Consider the following 19,476-nt stretch of genomic DNA (forward strand, 5'->3'; position numbering starts at 1 on the left):
GCCGCTCCATGGAGCGGCCATTTTATTATCTGTGTACCCTTTAAAGCATATAGCCATCAGGCATATCAATTCTGGCCACACCAGAATCAACCGCCGCTTGTGCGACCGCTTTAGCCACGCGAGGAAGTAATCTAGGATCCATAGGTTTTGGTATAATGTACTCTTTACCAAACTCTAATGATGTCACTCCCGCCGCTTGTTTTACTTGCTCAGGAACGGGCTCTTTTGCCAACTGGCGAATGGCTTCAACTGCGGCAAGTTTCATTTCGATATTGATTTCACTGGCACGCACATCCAAAGCACCACGGAACAAAAACGGGAAGCAGATAACATTATTCACCTGATTAGGATAGTCAGAACGCCCCGTACCCATGATCAAATCATCACGCACACGATGAGCTAACTCTGGTTTAATTTCAGGATCAGGATTAGAACATGCAAACACTACAGGGTTATCTGCCATTAAATTTAATGCATCTTGGGGCAGCAAATCTGGACCGGATACACCTAAAAATAGATCTGCACCAGTAATTACATCTTCTAATGTTCTCTTATCTGTATTACTGGCAAACAATTTCTTATGCTCAGTTAAATCGTCTCGACGAGTATGGATAACGCCTTTACGATCAAGCATGTAGATTTTCTCACGTTGAGCTCCACACTTGATCAATAGCTCCATACAAGCCGTCGCTGCGGCGCCAGCCCCAAGACAAACAATCGTTGACTCTGATAACTCTTTACCCTGCAACTCGATAGCATTGAGCATACCCGCAGCAGTAACAATCGCAGTACCGTGTTGGTCATCATGAAAAACAGGCACATCACAACGTTCAATTAAACGACGTTCAATTTCAAAACAGTCCGGTGCTTTAATATCTTCCAGGTTAATGCCACCAAATGTATCCGCAATATTCGCTACTGTTTCTACAAACTCGTCAATGGTTCGGTGTTTTACCTGAATATCGATGGAATCTAAACCAGCAAAGCGTTTAAAAAGAAGGGCTTTACCTTCCATTACTGGCTTTGAAGCCATTGGCCCTAGGTTCCCCAACCCTAAAATAGCAGTACCATTAGAGATAACCGCAACCATATTCCCTTTGGCTGTATACTTATAAACGTTATTTGCATCTTGAGCGATCTCTCGAACTGGCTCAGCGACGCCTGGGCTATATGCTAATGCAAGATCTTCAACAGAGTCAGCCGGCTTAGTTAGCTCGACTGAGATTTTTCCTGCAACAGGATGAGAGTGATAACGGAGTGCTTTTTGACGAAATTCTTCTTGTTGATTGTCATCAGACATAGTGTACTTTTCCAAAGAGAGTAAAACTGAATAGTAAGAATATAGATTTTATTACACTTTTATAAAAAAGCGCGATTATTATTGAGAAAAAATATCAATCTCAACAATAACACTGACTACCATGAGCAAATCTATCTAACGAGCACACAAAACGAGTCACAACGGTAACTAAAGATCGAAAAAAGGACGCCTAAGCGTCCTTTTCTAAATTCGGGAATAATACTTAAAGTATTACTTCTTGCTTGATAGCGCACCGAAACGTTTGTTGAAGCGATCAACACGACCACCAGTATCAACGATACGTTGCTTACCAGTGTAGAATGGGTGGCACTTATCACATACGTCTAGGTGGATAGAATCTTTACCTAGAGTAGAGTTAAATTCGAAAGAGTTGCCGCAAGAACAAGTTGCGTTAACTGCTTTATATTCAGGATGGATACCTGTTTTCATGGGAAAACCTCATATATAGGCCGTGTCGCTATCCGATTCTAAGCCGGACACCACACGTGTGTTCAAAAGTAAAAAGCATAGCAATGCTACACCATTAAGGCGCAGTATATTAATGAATAGCTTAGTTCGGATCAACCTATTTGAGTTTTTTTTCATCAAATAACTTCGCTTCTAAACAATAAAGTGAGTCATGTTCAGAGCCACCACCACGATCATTTATACTCCGTCTCGTAATTCAACGCAGCTTCCACTACACTGTCCTCTCCAATTTTAGCCTTAATTTTACTGAAGTTTATGCGTCCAACTATCGCTCAAGTCTCTCTGCCTGTTCCGCTGGATAAACAGTTTGATTACAAGATTCAAGCCGACCAGTTTCCTGTTATTGGGGGAAGAGTCTCTGTTCCTTTCGGAAGGCAGACCCTTGTCGGCATTGTGACAGCCATGGTTAATCATTCAGAATATTCAGATCAGCAGCTAAAATCCATTAAGCAGGTATTGGACTTAGAACCTGTGTGGCCCAATTCACTATATGAACTGCTTATTTGGTGTAGCCAGTTTTATCAGTACCCTCTTGGAGAGTCACTGGCAAATGCTCTACCCAGTGCACTGCGAAAAGGAAAGCCGGCCAGCTTTGCTAATGTCGTCAACTGGAAGATAACAGAGCAAGGAAAAAATCAGTTAATGTCAGGCTTTGGACGAGCCGTAAAACAAGCCAAAGTGATGCATTTGCTAGAACATGAAGCGGTGTCTCACCAACAAATGTTGGACCAAGAGATTCCCAGTAGTGTACTTAAAAAGCTCGAAGAGAAAGGCTGGATTCAGTCGTATGAAAAGCAAGCGGCAAAGAATAACTGGTCACAAACTCTTGCCCTGCCAGAGTCACCATTAAAGCTGAATGAAGAACAAGCCATTGCCATAGCGACGGTGAACAGCAATAGAAACTTTGGCTGTTATTTGTTAGATGGGGTCACCGGTTCTGGAAAAACCGAAGTCTATTTAAATCTCATTAAGTCTGCACTAGAGAATGGCAAACAAGCGCTTGTTCTCGTGCCTGAGATAGGCTTAACGCCTCAAACCATTAGTCGCTTCAAGAAGCGGTTTAATGTTCCTGTAGAAGTTGTCCATTCTGGCTTAAATGATACCGAACGACTTAACGCTTGGCTGTCAGCTAAAGAGAATCAAGCAGGTATTGTTATCGGTACTCGCTCGGCGTTATTTACCCCCTTCTCTTCACTCGGCATTATTATTGTTGATGAAGAGCATGATACCTCGTACAAACAACAAGATTCTCTTCGATACCATGCTCGTGATGTCGCCATTATGAGGGCGCATAAAGAGAATATTCCTATTGTTCTTGGCTCTGCAACTCCGGCCCTAGAGTCTTTACACAATGCATTGACAGGAAAATACAGCCACTTAACGTTAACAAAAAGAGCCGGCAGTGCCGTCCCCGCGACGCATAAAATACTCGACGTAAAAGGACTGTTTTTAGAAAGTGGTTTATCTGCTCCTTTAATCGCGGAAATGCGCAAACACCTTGATGCGGGCAATCAAGTCATGCTGTTTCTTAACCGACGAGGCTTCTCTCCGGCGTTGATGTGCCATAACTGCGGTTGGATAGCCGACTGCCAGCGATGTGATGCTTACTATACTTATCACCACAATAGTCAGGAGATACGTTGTCATCATTGTGGTTCACAACGTCCAGTGATCTATCAATGTCAGCAGTGTCACTCTAACCATTTAGTTACCATGGGTGTCGGTACGGAACAGCTGGAAACTCAGCTCACATCTCTGTTTCCGGAATACAAAACCATTCGCATTGATAGAGACAGCACCCGAAGAAAAGGTAGCCTAGAACAAGCGCTGCAATCGATAAAAGACAAAGAGTTTCAGATACTGATTGGGACGCAAATGCTCGCCAAAGGACACCACTTCCCTGATGTGACTTTAGTTGGCTTATTAGACGTAGATGGTTCTCTCTACAGCAGTGACTTTAGAGCCTCTGAGCGATTAGCCCAGCTGTTTGTTCAGGTTTCAGGACGAGCAGGAAGGGCCAGTAAACCTGGCGAAGTGGTTTTACAAACCCATCACCCAGAGCATCCGTTGCTGCAAGCGTTACTGCACAAAGATTATAGCCATTTTGCGCATTCAGCATTAGCAGAGCGACAACAAGCACATCTGCCCCCTTTTACTTACCTCACTCTGTTTAGAGCAGAAGCAAGCCAAGCAGAAAAAGTTGAAGAGTTTCTTCGGCAAGTACGCCACACACTTGAAGTCAATCCGCTATTCTCTCAACAGGTAATGCTGCTTGGGCCAACGCCTGCACCAATGGCAAAAAGAGCAGGAAAATCACGTTGGCAGCTACTTTTGCAAGCCAGCGATAGAAAGACCATGCAGAAACTGCTGTTTAGTGCCAAGAGTGCGATTCAACTGCTGCCTTTGTCGAAAAAAGTGCGCTGGTCGTTAGATATTGAGCCTCAAGATTTAAGTTAATCTGAAGCAAAATAGTATCTCTCCAATTATTAAATGCATTTACGAGACAGTCATCACACATCCAATGCAAATTTTGTTACATTACCCGTAATTCGAATCTAGTTAAATCAATAAACTAGTTCAATAAACCGGATCGATAAGAGTGAATAATAGATCCACTTTTTTACAAGAGGTTACTTTTTATGGCGACAATGAAGGATGTTGCCCAGCTAGCAGGGGTCTCGACCGCCACTGTATCTAGAGCACTAATGAACCCTGAGAAAGTTTCATCTTCTACTCGTAAACGGGTGGAAGACGCTGTTTTGGAAGCTGGCTATTCCCCAAATTCTCTGGCACGAAACCTGAGAAGAAACGAATCAAAAACAATTGTTACCATTGTTCCTGATATCTGCGATCCTTATTTTGCTGAGATTATTCGCGGCATTGAAGATGCAGCAATGGAGAATGGTTACCTAATTTTATTAGGGGATAGCGGCCAACAACGCAAGCGAGAAAGTTCGTTTATCAACTTAGTATTTACTAAGCAAGCAGACGGCATGCTGCTACTGGGCGCTGACTTACCGTTTGATGTCAGTAAACCAGAGCAGAAAAACCTTCCTCCTCTGGTAATGGCGTGTGAATATGCTCCAGAGCTTGAACTACCAACCGTTCATATTGATAACTTAACGTCGGCATTCGAAGCCGTTAACTATTTGACTCAAATGGGTCATAAACGGATTGCTCAAATCTCCGGCCCAGAAAAAGCAGCGCTGTGTGAGTTTCGACATCAAGGTTACCAGCAGGCACTTCGTCGTGCAGGCATCACTATGAATGCCTCCTACTCCATTGCCAGCGACTTTACCTTCCAAGGTGGAGCCAAAGCACTGAGGCAATTGCTCGCCTTACGTGAACCGCCAACAGCCATTTTCTGTCATAACGACATGATGGCTATCGGATCGATTCAAGAAGCGAAGAAATTAGGTTTACGCGTTCCACAAGACATCTCCATCGTCGGTTTTGATGATATTGAGTTTTCTCAATACTGCGATCCTCCTTTAACCACCATCTCACAACCTAGATACGAAATTGGCCGTCAAGCAATGTTAATGATGCTAGAACTGCTTAAAGGGAGAGATGTCAGAGCGGGCTCTCGTTTATTAGAGACACAGTTAATTATTCGTAATAGCGCAGCGCCACCTCGCATCTAACGGTAGATACCCAGTAATGCATTTGAGTAGATTAATTGTGTTCTCAGTGCATTCTGGATTACCATACCATTTGTTATCACACCCCAATGAAGTAGAAACGTGGCGAATAGAGATTATGTAAGACGTGGGCAGGGACAAAAGAAAAAACCGGCCCGAAAAAAAACCTCCGGCACTCCTTGGAAAGCCGGTATTCTCGCATTAGTTCTTGCGGGAGGGTTTGGCTACGGACTCTATTTATTGAATAATGATCCCGAACCACCAACACCCGCTCCAAGTGTGAAAAAGGCCAGCAAACCTGTTAAGAAAAAAGCGCTACCTCCGCTTCCAGAAGAGAAATGGGAATATGTGAAGTCTTTACCCAATAAAGAAGTAAAGGTTGAAGCTAAAGAACAAGTTATCTCTGAAATTCCTTATATAATGCAGTGCGGCGCTTTTAAAACTCTGCAGCAAGCGGAAGAACGAAAGGTCAATATTGCTTTTCAGGGCATAACCAGCAAAATCCGTAAAAAAGAGGGCAGTAGCTGGTACCGAGTAGTATTAGGTCCATATACGCTAAAGCGCGAAGCAGAAAAAGATCGTCATAAACTGCAGAAGGCCAAAATAGAGCCTTGCGCGATTTGGAAAGAGTCCCAGTAATTTTCTCCTATTTAAGTAGAGATGAGATCCGCTAAAGATCTCATCTTTACCTTGAAAACTCCCCCAACTATCCTCATATATTCTTCAACTCACTAGTTAAATATGAAGAGGCTAATCTCGTGACTACTATCGTATCAGTACGCCGCAATAATAAAGTTGTTATTGCCGGTGATGGGCAAGTATCTCTTGGCAACACAGTAATGAAAGGGAACGCCAAAAAAGTACGTCGCTTATATAACAACAAAGTACTAGCAGGGTTTGCTGGCGGAACAGCAGACGCATTTACTCTTTTTGAGCGCTTTGAGAGCAAACTTCAAATGCATCAAGGCCACTTGACCAAAGCTGCCGTTGAACTGGCAAAAGATTGGCGTAGTGATAGAGCACTTCGAAAACTAGAAGCCATTTTAGCCGTAGCCGATGAAACGGCCTCTTTGATAATCACGGGTAACGGTGACGTGGTTCAACCAGAAAACGATTTAATCGCCATAGGTTCTGGTGGCAATTTTGCTCAAGCAGCCGCAACAGCTCTGCTAGAAAACACCGAATTAGACGCTCGTGAAATAGCGGAAAAGTCACTCAAAATTGCGGGTGATATTTGCGTGTTCACTAATCATCACCATACGATTGAAGAGCTAGAAGTCACGGCCGAATAAGAATTGAGGAAATAGCATGTCTGAAATGACTCCTCGTGAAATAGTTCACGAATTAAATCGCCATATTATTGGCCAAGATAAAGCCAAACGTTCTGTTGCCATTGCGCTAAGAAACCGTTGGCGCCGTATGCAGCTTGACGAAGATCTGCGTGCTGAAGTAACCCCTAAAAATATTTTAATGATAGGTCCAACAGGCGTCGGTAAAACAGAAATTGCTCGCCGACTTGCGAAGCTCGCTAATGCGCCATTTATTAAAGTAGAAGCGACTAAATTTACTGAAGTTGGTTATGTTGGCAAAGAAGTTGAAACCATCATTCGCGACTTAACAGACGTTGCCGCTAAGATGACTCACCAGCAAGCGGTTCAAAAAGTGCAATTTCGCGCACAAGAACAAGCTGAAGAACGAGTACTTGATGCTTTGTTGCCACCACCTCGTGACGCATGGGGACAAAACGAGCAACCCGCAGAAGACAACTCCAATACTCGTCAAATTTTCCGTAAAAAACTGCGAGAAGGAAAACTCGACGACAAAGAGATCGAGATTGACGTTGCAGCCCCGCAAATGGGTGTCGAAATCATGGCTCCTCCTGGCATGGAAGAGATGACCAACCAACTTCAAGGCATGTTCCAAAACCTTGCGGGAGATACAAAGAAAAACCGCAAGATGAAGATCAAGGATGCCTTTAAAGCGTTAACAGAAGAAGAAGCCGCAAAACTTGTCAATCAAGAAGAGCTTAAAGAGCAAGCTATCTATAATGTTGAGAATAACGGCATCGTTTTTGTCGATGAAATAGATAAAATCTGTAAACGTGGCGAAAGCTCTGGCCCAGATGTTTCACGCGAAGGTGTTCAACGTGATCTATTGCCGTTAATTGAAGGCAGTACCGTCTCCACTAAACACGGCATGGTAAAAACGGATCACATCCTATTCATCACCTCTGGTGCATTTCAGGTAGCCAAACCGTCAGACCTGATCCCTGAATTACAAGGTCGTCTACCCATTCGTGTCGAGCTTGAAGCATTAACTAGTCACGACTTTAAACGCATACTAACTGAACCTAGAGCGTCATTGACGGAACAGTATATCGCCCTAATGAAAACCGAAGAGGTCGATATTTCTTTCTCTGAAGATGGCATTACCCAAATTGCAGAAGCCGCATGGCAAGTCAATGAGACGACCGAAAACATCGGTGCTCGTCGTTTACATACTGTAATGGAGCGATTAATGGATGAAATATCCTTTGATGCTACTGACAACCCAGGTAAGCAGTTAGTTATCGATAAAGAATATGTCGACAGTCGTCTTGGTGAGTTCATCGAAGACGAAGATCTAAGCCGCTTTATCCTGTAATTTGTCAGATAAATTACTTTAGCTGCTTTAAAAACTGGTATTTTTTATAGCATTGCGAGAGAAAGTCCACCTGAGCGATTCAGGTGGGCTTTTTATTATCTGTACAATTGATATACTTCGAACATTAATTTGAGGTAACAATGTAAATGAAGCAGTCAATAGCAATATGGCTTGATGCCGCTAGGCCAAAAACTTTGCCCCTAGCACTCGTCTCAATAACCACTGGTAGCAGTTTAGCCTACGCCAATGGCCATTTTTCCTTTGCTATCACTGCGCTTGCATTACTAACCGCCATTTTTTTACAAATACTGTCCAATCTCGCCAACGATTTTGGCGACACGCTCAAAGGCACAGATAACGAACAACGCTTAGGCCCTACCCGAGCAATGCAATCTGGTGCAGTGTCCACGCAAGAGATGAAAAAAGCCATTATAATCAATATCGTTTTGACCATAATTTCTGGCTTAGCACTTGTTCTCTACTCTTTAGACAGTTTCTCTAATATTCTCACCTTTATCGGTTTAGGCTTACTCGCTATTTTAAGCTCGATTGCTTATACCATGGGCAGCAAACCGTATGGTTATGTCGGATTAGGTGATCTATCAGTATTTATCTTCTTTGGTTTATTAGGTGTCGGTGGCACATTCTTCTTACATACTGGTGCGGTAAACTTAGACATATTAATTCCTGCGATTGGCTGTGGGTTACTGGCGGTTGCAGTATTAAATATCAATAACATGCGTGACATTGAAAATGATGAGGCTTGTGGAAAAAGAACCGTGGCCGTTCGACTCGGTCAGCAGTCCGCTAAGTATTATCACATCGTATTAATTGGTGTCGCTTTTTGCTCTTTTGTCTATTACCTTTACACGCACAGCACCACCATCTGGATCATCGTTCCTTTCTTTCTATCCGCAATAACGCTGTTTAAACATGGCCGAGAAGTACTTGAGTCAAGCTCACCACTACTGATCGCCCCAATGATGCCGACAATAGTTAAATGCGCCTCGATTACTAACATTCTGTTTTCTCTGATAGTTGTGGCACAAACTCTTACGAGATAATTGAGCCTCGTCATTGCAAAGACATTATCAACAGATATACTTCTAAAGATATTAACTAAATAAATGAAGATGATGCGTATGGAATATAATACTTCTGCCCTGTGCGATATTTACCTAGATCAGGTTGACGTTGTGGAACCAATGTTCAGTAACTTTGGTGGGTGCGCTTCATTCGCAGGTCAAATCACCACAGTTAAGTGTTTTGAAGATAATGGCCTTATTCGTACCGTACTTGAAGAAGACGGTAATGGACGAATCTTACTTGTTGACGGTGGTGGCTCACTCCGCAAAGCGCTCATTGATGCTGAATTAGCTGCGCTTGCTGAAGAGAATGAGTGGGAAGGTATGGTCATTTATGGTTGTATCCGCGAAGTCGACGAACTTGAAGACATGAGTATCGGTATTCAGGCATTAGCCTCTATTCCTGTTGGCGCGAGTAAAAATGATATTGGTGACATTGATGTGCCAGTCAACTTTGGCGGCGTCACATTCTTACCTGAAGATTACGTTTATGCAGATAACACCGGCATTATCTTGTCACAAGAGCCTCTTGAAACTCAGTTGGATAGCACTGATGAAGATGATGAGGACGATTTTGATACGATAATGGATGACGATCAGTAAGTTATCTCTTGTTCACAACGAAAAAAAGCCATTGAGTCGCTGATCGAATTCAATGGCTTTTTTGTATTTAGACTGAGTCAAGTAACTTTAAAATGGACTAGAAATTACTCCACATCTTCCATTTTACCAAGTAGCGTTCTTATCCGCTCTTGCCACGCGTCATGCTCTACTTGCATCTGCTGGTTTTGTTGCTCTAATTCTGCTTTTTCAGCTTTCACCGAATCCACTTCTTCACCAATTTGTTGGTTGGTTTGTTTTAACTCTTCAACTTCCATTTGAAGCAAGGTAATAGTATCTACCGCAGTTTGAATTTTCGCTTCAAGTTGTTCCAATACATCTAAAGACATTTTCGCTTACCTTAAATAATTCTGTATCGCTTATTCTACTCAGACCTCGCTCAATAGGCATATACTATCTGATAAAAAATGTGTCAGATGCTCAAATTTAACTCGATTATTTACAATTCCATGATGAAACAACTGATCAGCATACCGTTAACAAGCTCCTCAAGGGTAACTATTGGCTTTGTTGTAAACACACAAGTTAATCAAATAATGTCTAACTAGAACAGCTTGTACTAAGCCATTTTGCACATCAAACAAAAGCAAACGTTTACTAATTTGTGTGATAAAATCCCGCCAAAATTTTCCTATACAATTTAATTGGAGCGAATATGAAACGCGATTTAGCAATGGCATTTTCTCGAGTAACTGAGGGTGCTGCACTTGCTGGCTATAAGTGGCTGGGACGAGGAGACAAAAACGCGGCGGATGGTGCTGCCGTTGAAGTAATGCGTAGCTTGCTAAATAAAACCGAAATCGATGGCGAGATCGTCATTGGTGAAGGCGAAATTGATGATGCCCCAATGCTTTATATTGGCGAGCAAGTTGGCGTCGGTGGCGACAGCGTTGATATTGCAGTAGATCCTATTGAAGGGACTCGTATGACAGCAATGGGACAAGCCAACGCATTGGCTGTTCTTGCTGCTGGAGAAAAAGGGAGTTTTCTAAAAGCGCCTGACATGTATATGGAAAAGCTTGTTGTCGGTCCTCAGGCAAAAGGATGTATCGATTTAAACAAGCCGTTGGCTGAGAACTTAGAAAACATCGCCAAAGCGTTAAATAAAACGCTTGATACCCTTGTTGTTATTACTTTAGCAAAGCCTAGACATGACCAAACTATTATTGAAATGCAAAAAATGGGTGTACGTGTTTTTGCTGTTCCAGATGGCGATGTTGCAGCGTCTATTCTTACCTGTATGCCAGATAGCGAAGTGGACGTAATGTATTGTATTGGTGGCGCACCAGAAGGCGTTGTCTCCGCTGCTGTAATTCGTGCGCTCGATGGTGACATGCACGGAAGACTTCTACCTCGTCATGAGGTAAAAGGTGACACTGAAGAGAATCGTCGCCATGGCGAGCTAGAACTCACTCGCTGCAAAGAGATGGGCGTGACGGCTGGTATTGTATTAACCATGAATGATATGGCACGTAGTGATAATGTTGTCTTCTCTGCCACAGGTATTACCAAAGGGGATCTGCTAGAAGGTATTACTCGTAACGGTAACATTGCCACAACCGAGACACTGCTTATTCGCGGCCGCTGCCGAACGATTCGCCGTATTAAGTCTATCCACTACCTTGAGCGAAAAGACCAAGAAGAGAGAGCGTTTATTCTTTAGATCGTCTTTACTCTCAATCAACGACATTGAATAACCGAAAAAAGCACGCCTGTGTCGTGCTTTTTCATTTCGATTAATCAAGCATTTGCTTTATAAATTACTTTCTTCATAATATGTATTAACCTTGAAAGGGAATCCATTTCTTCGATTATCTTTCTTGAACTGAACCTGTTGATGCCGTTCTGAATCCTGCATCTTGAGGTCACTTGAGTATATGCTTGCTAACTTGTCTTATTGTTGATTAGGGTAAAAATGAAAACCGCAGATGTAATTCTAGAAAAACTGAAAAGAGACGGTTCAGTTACAGCAAAACAGCTCGCTGAAGATCTTAACATGACCAGCATGGGTGCAAGACAACACCTACAAGCTCTAAATGATGCAGGTTTGGTGGAGTTTTACGATGTTAAAGTGAAAGTAGGACGACCCACACGAAACTGGAAGTTAACCAATAAAGCACACAACCAATTCTCGGATCGACATAACGAACTTTCTATTCAGGTGATTGAAGCGGTGGGCACACTATTTGGTCAGGAAGGCATTAATCAGGTTGCCTTAGAGCGTGAAAAACAGATGCTATCCCGTTATCAAAACGAATTAGAATCTATTGATAATCTAACCGATAAAATCAGTAAGCTTGTTTCGCTTAGAGAATCTGACGGCTACATGGCAGAAATGCAAATCACCGCTGAAGGGACATTGCTGATCGAAAATCACTGCCCAATATGCAAAGCAGCTACGTCTTGCCCAACATTATGTCAATCCGAACTCAATGTTTTTCAATCACTTTTTGGCGACGACGTTCATATAGAACGAACCGAACACATCATTAATGATGAGCGCCGCTGCGTCTATCTAATCACCCAAAACTGATATTTTTCTTTCCTATCTCTTGTTATTCATCCAAATCTGATAAACAGCCTGACCAATCAAAATTTCACCTTATTGGCCTTTATTGACTAAACTGTAGTTAACGGCCAGCTTGTATGTAAGGAGAGCTTTATGGAGAATAGTGCTGTTTATGACCCAGAGTTACCATCATTTGACGAGTTGGTTGACTTAGCAGAGAATGATCCGCAAGAGTTCGACAGATTCAAGTTGGAGCTGTGTGAGCAAGTGATTACTATCGCGTCGGTAGAGATGCAACCAAGGTTACGAGCCCAACAAAGCCATATAGATCGTGTCATTAAACGCTGTAAAAACCCCTATCAAACCAACATGGTATTAGCGCAAGAGCTCAGTGCTCAAATGGGAAAATTTAAAGTCGCTTTAGAAGGGGATCTTGATAGTGTACAGAGCGCAGAGATCATTCCTTTTTCTCCACGACAAACACAATGATCATCAAGTTATAAAACGACTTTTTGGAAGGTGCTTCTATCCATATCTCGCATATTTACCGATAAACTTTTTACACCGCTAGCCTGTTCAGTAAGTACGGCCATTAAGTTTGCTGACAGTTGCTGCTTTTGTTCTTGCGTTCGACCATCTAGCAGCTCAAACGTAATATGGATAAAATCTTCACTATCGCTTAGCTCACCTATCAACCAATGATGACAACGGAGAGCACGAGATTTAACGTCAATGGCTTGAAACAGATCACTATCAATAGCAACCTGATGTAAGTCTTCTAACAGTCCCTGAATATTCACTCGTTCATCTACAGAATTGGTGTACTCTAATACTAAGTTTGGCATTAAGTCGTCCTTGCACCTTTTGTCTCTCTATTGAAACTAGGATTTTAAAATTAATTAACATTTAAGATACATTAAACATCGCATCCTCTGTAAAATTAGCTATCATTTTGTTTGCTAGATCACTCTCAACCATTTTTGCTCCATTCTGTTGTCGGAAAGATCCGCAAAAGACATGATTAGAGTCATGATCTAGCAACCGTTATCTGTTATATTCTTTCGTAATCTTGTTTTATTTTTACATTAATTATTTTGGAGATATCCTTATGCGTCATCCTGTAGTTATGGGTAACTGGAAACTAAACGGCAGCAAAACAATGGTCACTGAGCTGCTAAATGGACTTAACGCTGCACTTGAAGGCGTAACTGGAGTTGACGTAGCAGTAGCTCCACCTGCACTTTATATCGATCTTGCTGAGCGTCTGATCAAAGAAGGCGGCAACAAAATTATTCTTGGTGCTCAAAACTGTGACGTAAACAACAGCGGTGCTTACACTGGTGATATGTCTCCTGAAATGCTTAAAGATTTCTCTGCATCACACATCATTATTGGTCACTCTGAGCGTCGTGAGTACCATGAAGAATCCGATGAGTTCGTAGCTAAGAAATTTGCATTTCTAAAAGAAAACGGCCTAACACCAGTACTTTGTATTGGTGAGTCAGAAGCACAAAACGAAGCTGGTGAAACGGTAGCAGTATGTGCTCGTCAACTTGATGCTGTAATTAAAACACAAGGTGTTGAAGCATTAAACGGTGCTATCGTAGCGTATGAGCCAATCTGGGCTATCGGTACTGGTAAAGCAGCAACAGCTGAACAAGCACAAAACATCCATGCAGCTATTCGTGCACACATTGCTGAATCAAGTGAAGAAGTAGCGAAGAATCTTGTTATCCAATACGGCGGTTCTGTTAAAGCTGAAAATGCAGCAGAACTATTCTCAATGCCTGATATCGATGGCGCGCTAGTTGGTGGTGCAGCTCTTGATGCACAAGGTTTTGCCGCTATTGCTAAAGCAGCAGCTGAAGCAAAAGCTTAATAAACTCTGTTTATAGCATTGAACGAAAAAGTCAGCATTTGCTGGCTTTTTTTATGGCTCATTCATAGTCACTCTACTCAACTTCTCGCTCTGTAGAGTGAAACTTGAAAAAGTAGACATAAAAAAACGGCAATCATCAGATTGCCGTTTTTGAATCTTTTACCATAGTAGATTGCGTTAGAACAACTCGTCAGCCACTTGATACAGATCGGTACGAACAGGACGCTTCATATTTTCAATCGCATCAATAATGTCGTGATGTACCAACTCTTCTTTTTGGATGCCAACACAACGTCCACCATGGCCTTCCATTAATAGGTGCACGGCATAGTTGCCCATACGAGAGGCTAAGACACGGTCAAACGCTGTAGGACGACCACCACGTTGAATATGACCAAGAACTGTTGCTCTTGTTTCTCGACCCGTTGCCTGCTCAATATCTTTGGCTAGATCGTTCGCATCCATCATCAACTCGGTTAAGGTAATAATAGCGTGCTTCTTACCTTTGGCGATGCCATTTTGTAAGCTTTCTATTAGCTCTTCCTTGCTCCATGGCTGCTCTGGCGTAATGATGTACTCACAACCACCAGCAATAGAAGACATTAGAGTAAGATCACCACAATGACGTCCCATAATCTCAACAATAGAAATACGTTGGTGAGAAGATGACGTATCACGTAAACGGTCAATCGCATCTATAACAGTGTTCAATGCGGTTAAATAACCGATAGTATAGTCGGTTCCAGCAATATCATTATCGATAGTACCCGGAAGACCAATACATGGATAGCCCATCTCAGTTAGCTTCTTAGCTCCCATATAAGAACCATCACCACCAATAACAACCAGAGCTTCAATACCATGTTTATTAAGGTTTTCTATCGCTTTTTCACGAATAGAAACCTCTTTGAACTCAGGAAAACGGGCAGAACCTAAGAAAGTACCACCGCGGTTAATCACATCAGAAACACTAGAACGGTCAAGCTTTTCAATGCGACCTTCATAAAGGCCAAGATAGCCATCATAAATGCCGTACACCTCAACACCTGCTGACAAAGCGGTACGAACAACACCGCGAACCGCAGCATTCATTCCGGGTGCATCACCCCCACTCGTCAAAACACCGATTTTTTTAATCATGCTCACCCTCGATATCAAATCAAATATAAAACTTTAAATGCCATAAATGGCGAAAATATAAAATGCGTTGTACTTGTTCATTGTTTTTCAGCTATTTCTTTTATAGTACAACACTGAAACTTTTTTACTTATGAAAGAGTATTACAATTTTGCTGAAAAACTTAGTTGATTCATATCAGAATCGAACTTACTTTCACTCTTTTGCACAAAATATAGTCAAACAATGGCTAAAATGCCCTATTTCTGTAATAAAATATCTTTACCACCCTTGTTCTAATTGCTCTTTTTCACTGCTATAAACAACAGAATATGGGTCTTGATGAATAATAATATCCGAACCGGGAAAAATCTGTTCAATGTTGCTTTCAACCTGATCCGAAATCTTATGCGCTTCAATCAGGGCGATTTCATCACTCAGTTCTAAATGGAGTTGTATAAAACGAACGGGGCCAGACATTCGAGTTCTCACTTGGTGCACCCCGAGAACGCCATCCACTTGGACGGCAACTTGACGAATTTTATCTAGCTCTTCTTCAGGAAGTTGGCGATCAAGTAATGATTGAATCGCTTCGCTCACCATTTTGTACGCGCTGATTAAAATAAAAATACCAATTACAATGGCGAACACCGCATCGGCTTTGGTTACGCCGAAATAACTTAACCCTAGTGCGACTGCAATTGCTAAGTTCATATAGAGGTCAGTTTGATAATGCAAAGAATCGGCAGCGATAGCTTGGCTACCGGTTTTTCTAACCACGTATTTTTGAAAAATCACCAGACCAAGCGTGATAACAAAGGCAAAAATACTGACGTAGACACCAAGTTCAGGAGAGTTAAGCGGTTGAGGACGGAAGAAGCGATCAATACCATTTAAAATGAGAAAACAAGCGGAACCGGAGATGAACATCGCCTGTGCCAATGCCGCTAGCGATTCGGCTTTACCATGACCAAATGTATGTTCTTTATCTGCGGGCTGTAAGGCATACCGAATAACAACGAGGTTAACCCCCGATGCTGCAATATCCAATACAGAATCGATCAGTGAGGCCAACAAGCTTACTGAGCCCGTTATCCACCAAATAGCAATTTTAACAATCAGTAATAAGGTCGCTACGCCAGTTGCCGTCCATGCGGCAAGAGTAACTAGTCGACGGTATTCCTTTTTCATATTCAGCTAAAATGAGTGTATTTCAAGCTGATTATAGCGGTCATTATGTGACTTGGGTATGGATTTATCATGAAATAAAATAGAAAAGAGGCAGCCCTGTGGCTGCCTCATTGATGTTGTTAACGAAAAGTCTGCAATCCTAATTTGATTGAGTATTCTTCATCTTACTCATTTTGCGCTCCATTCTTTCTGAGCATTGTTCCATTCTCTCTTGCTGAAGTTCTTTCACTTTCGCTTTTTGCTCATCCGTTAAAATGTTCATCATTTCATGGCGAGCTTGCAGCATTGCAACACGGCGTTCAGTCTGTTTCTCTACCATAGTTGCCGCAAGTTCCTGAGCTTTTTGTTGGTCAAAATCAGCGGCTAATACCAAGTCTTGTACTTCTGCTTGATACGCTTTCATTTCGGCCTGAAATTCGGCTTGATTCTCAGAAAATTTTCCACGCATCTCATCACGTTTTGCCTGACGAAGGTCTTGGAACTGATCTTTCTGCTCATCGGTTAGGTCTAAATCGCGAAGCATACCTCTATCCATGCCACCACATTTACCACCAAAACCATCTCGGTCCATACCTCGGCCGCCATCTTTACCACCAAAAGCATAAGCACTAGCCGTTGCAAACATCATTGGAAGAACAGCAGCAGCGATAACGATTTTTTTAGTCTTGTTCATAATTAATTCCTTACTCAACTTATTATTCGGTGCTGTCTTCACAGCGGTTGAGTATAGAATAGGATCTGCAAGGTAAAGCAACGTATAGACAACGTAAAGAATCGTAAATAGACAAGCAGTAGCGTTTTTTCTTTGTAAGATCAACAATAGTAAACAGCAATTAGCGAATACAAAAGGTGGCTTGGTTATGAGTGCAACAAACATTTTATTGGTTGATGATGACACTGAATTAACATCATTACTAAAAGAGGTACTCACCTTTGAAGGGTTTAATGTTACCGAAGCCAATGACGGCGAAGCAGGACTTGCATCAGTGCATGAGAGTATCGACCTTATTCTATTGGATGTCATGATGCCAAAAATGAACGGCATGGACATGCTTAAAAAGCTTCGAGAGAACTGGCAGATCCCTGTACTTATGCTGACGGCAAAAGGAGAAGAGATCGACAGAGTGATCGGTTTAGAGCTCGGTGCCGATGACTACCTGCCAAAACCCTTTAGTGACCGTGAGCTTCTTGCCAGAATTAAAGCCATATTACGTCGAACTCAGCCATTAAAGTCCAACAAAACCAGCGACTATATCCAATACCAAGACATTAAGGTTTATCCAGGAAAGCAGGAAGCATTCTGCTCTGATGCGCCACTGGATCTCACCACAACAGAATTTGCTCTTTTAGCTTATTTTGTGCAACACCCCGGAGAAAGTGTCACCAAAGAGTCATTAAGCATGGAGGTATTAGGCAAAAGACTGGCGCCTTTCGATCGAGCGATTGATATGCATGTATCCAACCTGCGAAAAAAACTTCCCGAGCGTGCCAATAAAAAGCCTCGAATAAAAACCCTCAGAGGAAGAGGATATCTGTTGGTTGAGGAGGATTAATGCGCATTCCTAAAATCTCTAACCTATACGGCCGAATATTCGCTATTTTCTGGTTTACCATGTTTTTGGTTCTCATTGGCGTTCTGATCGCACAGCAGTTTGACCCAAGACAGATCCATTCCGCACCACAACGGAATATAAACAAGTTAGAGCGAATTGCCGGTTACATTACGGAAGAGTACGGAGATCGTTATTCTCTAACGGCTTCTCTGATGGAGTTAGATCGTTTTTCACGCAAAGAGAGAGGGGACGATAAGAAAAACTACTACTTAACGGATACCAATGGCGCACTAATTACGAAACATAGCCGAATGCAAAGTAAGGCCATACAAAACTTCATCACCGGTTTGGACAGCTTTGATCATCCTCAGCAGCGTCTCTATGGTCGCCTATTAATTGTGGGGCCAGAACCTGTAGTTATCGCTGGTACAACCATGTTTCTCTACCTTAGCGAGAAATGGGACAACAGAACGCCGCCATTTTTATTGCAGTTATTTGATAAACCTTTTCAGCTGCTCCTTGTGGTGATGTTCATTAGTACACCGCTACTTATGTGGCTGGCTTACGCATTAAGTAAACCCGCAAGACGTTTACAACAAGCAGCCTTAAGAGTCGCCAACGGAGAATTTGTGGTTGATCCTAAATTGGAGAAAGGCAGCTCAGAATTTAGAGAAGCTGGAGCCGCATTTAACCAGATGGTACTGGCAATTAACCAAATGATGTCAGGCCATCAGCGGTTACTTTCTGATATTTCTCATGAGCTTCGCTCCCCATTGACACGCTTACGTATGGCAAACGCACTAGCAAAAAGAAAACAAGGGGACAGTGACGAACTCACTCGAATTGATACCGAAGCAGAACGCTTAGAGAAAATGATTGGTGAGCTGTTAGAACTGTCGAGAATGCAAATGAACAGCCATCAACAGCGCGAAGAACACAGCGCTTCAACACTATGGGCGGAACTGATTGCTGATGCTCAATTTGAAGCAGAGCAAGTAAACAAAGCGCTGGTCTATAGTGACATTCCGCAATGCAATATCACGGGAAATCCAAGCTTATTAATGAGTGCCGTAGAGAACATTGTGCGCAATGCCATTCACTATTCTCATGGCAAAATCGATGTTCAGTTCACTTTACAACAGCAAACTCTTAGCATTTGTGTTTGCGATGATGGTGGTGGGGTACCTGAATCTGAATTAAGCGATATATTTAGGCCATTCTATCGAGTGTCAACCGCTAGAGATAGACACTCCGGTGGGGCAGGATTAGGGTTAGCGATAACGGAAAGCGCCGTACGCCAGCATAATGGCTCAATTAAAGCAGAAAAAAGCACTTTGGGCGGCTTAAAGGTCACCATTACACTTCCCGTCCAGCAGTAAGTGTCCTGTCATTAAAAAACTTCACTGCGGTACTGGTTTGTACCGCAGCATTCGTTATACTTTCGCCTC

The 19,476-nt window shown here is 42.4% G+C and carries 20 protein-coding genes; 13 read left to right on the plus strand and 7 right to left on the minus strand.

Annotated elements, in window-relative coordinates; genetic code table 11:
• Nucleotides 1–40 precede the first annotated feature (40 nt).
• Nucleotides 41–1,300 (minus strand): malic enzyme-like NAD(P)-binding protein, encoded by a 1,260-nt coding sequence (locus CHJ_RS13715; protein WP_171752754.1) that lies wholly within the window; start codon nucleotides 1,298–1,300, stop codon nucleotides 41–43.
• A 231-nt stretch (nucleotides 1,301–1,531) separates the two neighbouring features.
• On the minus strand, nucleotides 1,532–1,750 hold the full coding sequence (rpmE, locus tag CHJ_RS13720; protein ID WP_171752755.1) for a 50S ribosomal protein L31: 219 nt from the start codon (nucleotides 1,748–1,750) through the stop codon (nucleotides 1,532–1,534).
• Nucleotides 1,751–2,044: 294 nt separating this feature from the next.
• Here rpmE and priA point away from each other — a divergent pair, with 294 nt between their 5' ends.
• From priA to rraA, 7 genes are all read left to right on the plus strand, one after another.
• Nucleotides 2,045–4,246 (plus strand): primosomal protein N', encoded by a 2,202-nt coding sequence (priA, locus tag CHJ_RS13725; protein ID WP_317917930.1) that lies wholly within the window; start codon nucleotides 2,045–2,047, stop codon nucleotides 4,244–4,246.
• A 182-nt stretch (nucleotides 4,247–4,428) separates the two neighbouring features.
• Entirely contained in the window at nucleotides 4,429–5,433 is a 1,005-nt protein-coding gene (gene cytR / locus CHJ_RS13730) for a DNA-binding transcriptional regulator CytR (protein ID WP_171752757.1), read from the plus strand.
• Nucleotides 5,434–5,532: 99 nt separating this feature from the next.
• The gene (locus CHJ_RS13735) at nucleotides 5,533–6,069 is read left to right on the plus strand and encodes an SPOR domain-containing protein (protein WP_171752758.1); all 537 of its coding nucleotides are present in this window, start codon (nucleotides 5,533–5,535) and stop codon (nucleotides 6,067–6,069) included.
• Between the two features lie 119 nt (nucleotides 6,070–6,188).
• On the plus strand, nucleotides 6,189–6,722 hold the full coding sequence (gene hslV, locus CHJ_RS13740) for an ATP-dependent protease subunit HslV (protein WP_171752759.1): 534 nt from the start codon (nucleotides 6,189–6,191) through the stop codon (nucleotides 6,720–6,722).
• 16 nt (nucleotides 6,723–6,738) lie between these two features.
• A complete protein-coding gene (hslU, locus tag CHJ_RS13745; protein ID WP_171752760.1) occupies nucleotides 6,739–8,073 on the plus strand; it encodes an HslU--HslV peptidase ATPase subunit in 1,335 nt (444 codons plus the stop codon).
• A 146-nt stretch (nucleotides 8,074–8,219) separates the two neighbouring features.
• Nucleotides 8,220–9,137: a 1,4-dihydroxy-2-naphthoate polyprenyltransferase gene (locus tag CHJ_RS13750; RefSeq protein ID WP_171752761.1), complete on the plus strand. Its 918-nt coding sequence runs from the start codon at nucleotides 8,220–8,222 to the stop codon at nucleotides 9,135–9,137.
• Between the two features lie 78 nt (nucleotides 9,138–9,215).
• The gene (gene rraA, locus CHJ_RS13755) at nucleotides 9,216–9,761 is read left to right on the plus strand and encodes a ribonuclease E activity regulator RraA (protein WP_317917931.1); all 546 of its coding nucleotides are present in this window, start codon (nucleotides 9,216–9,218) and stop codon (nucleotides 9,759–9,761) included.
• A 104-nt stretch (nucleotides 9,762–9,865) separates the two neighbouring features.
• On the opposite strand, the gene zapB is transcribed toward rraA, so the two are convergent.
• Nucleotides 9,866–10,108 (minus strand): cell division protein ZapB, encoded by a 243-nt coding sequence (gene zapB / locus CHJ_RS13760; RefSeq protein WP_171752763.1) that lies wholly within the window; start codon nucleotides 10,106–10,108, stop codon nucleotides 9,866–9,868.
• Between the two features lie 326 nt (nucleotides 10,109–10,434).
• Between zapB and glpX the strand changes: the two genes are divergently transcribed.
• The 3 genes from glpX to CHJ_RS13775 all read left to right on the plus strand — a co-directional run bounded on the left by glpX (nucleotide 10,435) and on the right by CHJ_RS13775 (nucleotide 12,777).
• Nucleotides 10,435–11,442: a class II fructose-bisphosphatase gene (gene glpX / locus CHJ_RS13765; protein ID WP_171752764.1), complete on the plus strand. Its 1,008-nt coding sequence runs from the start codon at nucleotides 10,435–10,437 to the stop codon at nucleotides 11,440–11,442.
• Between the two features lie 252 nt (nucleotides 11,443–11,694).
• Nucleotides 11,695–12,312 carry a helix-turn-helix transcriptional regulator gene (locus CHJ_RS13770; RefSeq protein WP_171752765.1) on the plus strand — a complete coding sequence of 206 codons (618 nt, stop codon included), beginning with the start codon at nucleotides 11,695–11,697 and terminating at the stop codon, nucleotides 12,310–12,312.
• 129 nt (nucleotides 12,313–12,441) lie between these two features.
• Nucleotides 12,442–12,777, plus strand: a complete 336-nt coding sequence (locus CHJ_RS13775) for a DUF3135 domain-containing protein (RefSeq protein WP_171752766.1) — start codon at nucleotides 12,442–12,444, stop codon at nucleotides 12,775–12,777.
• A gap of 8 nt (nucleotides 12,778–12,785) precedes the next feature.
• Here the strand turns inward: CHJ_RS13775 and CHJ_RS13780 are convergent, their stop codons facing one another.
• Nucleotides 12,786–13,133 carry a 5-carboxymethyl-2-hydroxymuconate Delta-isomerase gene (locus CHJ_RS13780; RefSeq protein ID WP_317917932.1) on the minus strand — a complete coding sequence of 116 codons (348 nt, stop codon included), beginning with the start codon at nucleotides 13,131–13,133 and terminating at the stop codon, nucleotides 12,786–12,788.
• Nucleotides 13,134–13,396: 263 nt separating this feature from the next.
• On the opposite strand from CHJ_RS13780, the gene tpiA reads away from it, so the two are divergent.
• Nucleotides 13,397–14,167 (plus strand): triose-phosphate isomerase, encoded by a 771-nt coding sequence (gene tpiA, locus CHJ_RS13785; protein ID WP_317917933.1) that lies wholly within the window; start codon nucleotides 13,397–13,399, stop codon nucleotides 14,165–14,167.
• A gap of 177 nt (nucleotides 14,168–14,344) precedes the next feature.
• Here tpiA and pfkA read toward each other — a convergent pair whose 3' ends face one another.
• The 3 genes from pfkA to CHJ_RS13800 all read right to left on the minus strand — a co-directional run bounded on the left by pfkA (nucleotide 14,345) and on the right by CHJ_RS13800 (nucleotide 17,148).
• On the minus strand, nucleotides 14,345–15,307 hold the full coding sequence (pfkA, locus tag CHJ_RS13790) for a 6-phosphofructokinase (RefSeq protein WP_171752769.1): 963 nt from the start codon (nucleotides 15,305–15,307) through the stop codon (nucleotides 14,345–14,347).
• Nucleotides 15,308–15,566: 259 nt separating this feature from the next.
• Entirely contained in the window at nucleotides 15,567–16,475 is a 909-nt protein-coding gene (gene fieF / locus CHJ_RS13795; protein ID WP_317917934.1) for a CDF family cation-efflux transporter FieF, read from the minus strand.
• Nucleotides 16,476–16,614: 139 nt separating this feature from the next.
• Nucleotides 16,615–17,148: a CpxP family protein gene (locus CHJ_RS13800; protein WP_317917935.1), complete on the minus strand. Its 534-nt coding sequence runs from the start codon at nucleotides 17,146–17,148 to the stop codon at nucleotides 16,615–16,617.
• A 187-nt stretch (nucleotides 17,149–17,335) separates the two neighbouring features.
• On the opposite strand from CHJ_RS13800, the gene CHJ_RS13805 reads away from it, so the two are divergent.
• On the plus strand, nucleotides 17,336–18,028 hold the full coding sequence (locus CHJ_RS13805) for a response regulator (protein WP_317917936.1): 693 nt from the start codon (nucleotides 17,336–17,338) through the stop codon (nucleotides 18,026–18,028).
• The gene (gene cpxA, locus CHJ_RS13810; RefSeq protein ID WP_317917937.1) at nucleotides 18,028–19,407 is read left to right on the plus strand and encodes an envelope stress sensor histidine kinase CpxA; all 1,380 of its coding nucleotides are present in this window, start codon (nucleotides 18,028–18,030) and stop codon (nucleotides 19,405–19,407) included. The genes CHJ_RS13805 and cpxA overlap by 1 nt, the downstream gene beginning before the upstream one ends.
• The last annotated feature ends 69 nt before the right edge of the window (nucleotides 19,408–19,476 follow it).

It is taken from the genome of Vibrio sp. MACH09 (genome assembly GCF_033238805.1).
Classification (GTDB): domain Bacteria; phylum Pseudomonadota; class Gammaproteobacteria; order Enterobacterales; family Vibrionaceae; genus Vibrio.

What these genes read in the sequence shown, in the direction of transcription:
- CHJ_RS13715 (WP_171752754.1), bottom strand. Translation starts at nt 1,300, where the DNA reads ATGTCTGATGACAATCAACAAGAAGAATTTCGTCAAAAAGCACTCCGT.
- rpmE (WP_171752755.1), bottom strand. Translation starts at nt 1,750, where the DNA reads ATGAAAACAGGTATCCATCCTGAATATAAAGCAGTTAACGCAACTTGT.
- priA (WP_317917930.1), top strand. Translation starts at nt 2,045, where the DNA reads ATGCGTCCAACTATCGCTCAAGTCTCTCTGCCTGTTCCGCTGGATAAA.
- cytR (WP_171752757.1), top strand. Translation starts at nt 4,429, where the DNA reads ATGGCGACAATGAAGGATGTTGCCCAGCTAGCAGGGGTCTCGACCGCC.
- hslU (WP_171752760.1), top strand. Translation starts at nt 6,739, where the DNA reads ATGTCTGAAATGACTCCTCGTGAAATAGTTCACGAATTAAATCGCCAT.
- CHJ_RS13750 (WP_171752761.1), top strand. Translation starts at nt 8,220, where the DNA reads ATGAAGCAGTCAATAGCAATATGGCTTGATGCCGCTAGGCCAAAAACT.
- rraA (WP_317917931.1), top strand. Translation starts at nt 9,216, where the DNA reads ATGGAATATAATACTTCTGCCCTGTGCGATATTTACCTAGATCAGGTT.
- zapB (WP_171752763.1), bottom strand. Translation starts at nt 10,108, where the DNA reads ATGTCTTTAGATGTATTGGAACAACTTGAAGCGAAAATTCAAACTGCG.
- glpX (WP_171752764.1), top strand. Translation starts at nt 10,435, where the DNA reads ATGAAACGCGATTTAGCAATGGCATTTTCTCGAGTAACTGAGGGTGCT.
- CHJ_RS13770 (WP_171752765.1), top strand. Translation starts at nt 11,695, where the DNA reads ATGAAAACCGCAGATGTAATTCTAGAAAAACTGAAAAGAGACGGTTCA.
- CHJ_RS13775 (WP_171752766.1), top strand. Translation starts at nt 12,442, where the DNA reads ATGGAGAATAGTGCTGTTTATGACCCAGAGTTACCATCATTTGACGAG.
- CHJ_RS13780 (WP_317917932.1), bottom strand. Translation starts at nt 13,133, where the DNA reads ATGCCAAACTTAGTATTAGAGTACACCAATTCTGTAGATGAACGAGTG.
- tpiA (WP_317917933.1), top strand. Translation starts at nt 13,397, where the DNA reads ATGCGTCATCCTGTAGTTATGGGTAACTGGAAACTAAACGGCAGCAAA.
- pfkA (WP_171752769.1), bottom strand. Translation starts at nt 15,307, where the DNA reads ATGATTAAAAAAATCGGTGTTTTGACGAGTGGGGGTGATGCACCCGGA.
- fieF (WP_317917934.1), bottom strand. Translation starts at nt 16,475, where the DNA reads ATGAAAAAGGAATACCGTCGACTAGTTACTCTTGCCGCATGGACGGCA.
- CHJ_RS13800 (WP_317917935.1), bottom strand. Translation starts at nt 17,148, where the DNA reads ATGAACAAGACTAAAAAAATCGTTATCGCTGCTGCTGTTCTTCCAATG.
- CHJ_RS13805 (WP_317917936.1), top strand. Translation starts at nt 17,336, where the DNA reads ATGAGTGCAACAAACATTTTATTGGTTGATGATGACACTGAATTAACA.
- cpxA (WP_317917937.1), top strand. Translation starts at nt 18,028, where the DNA reads ATGCGCATTCCTAAAATCTCTAACCTATACGGCCGAATATTCGCTATT.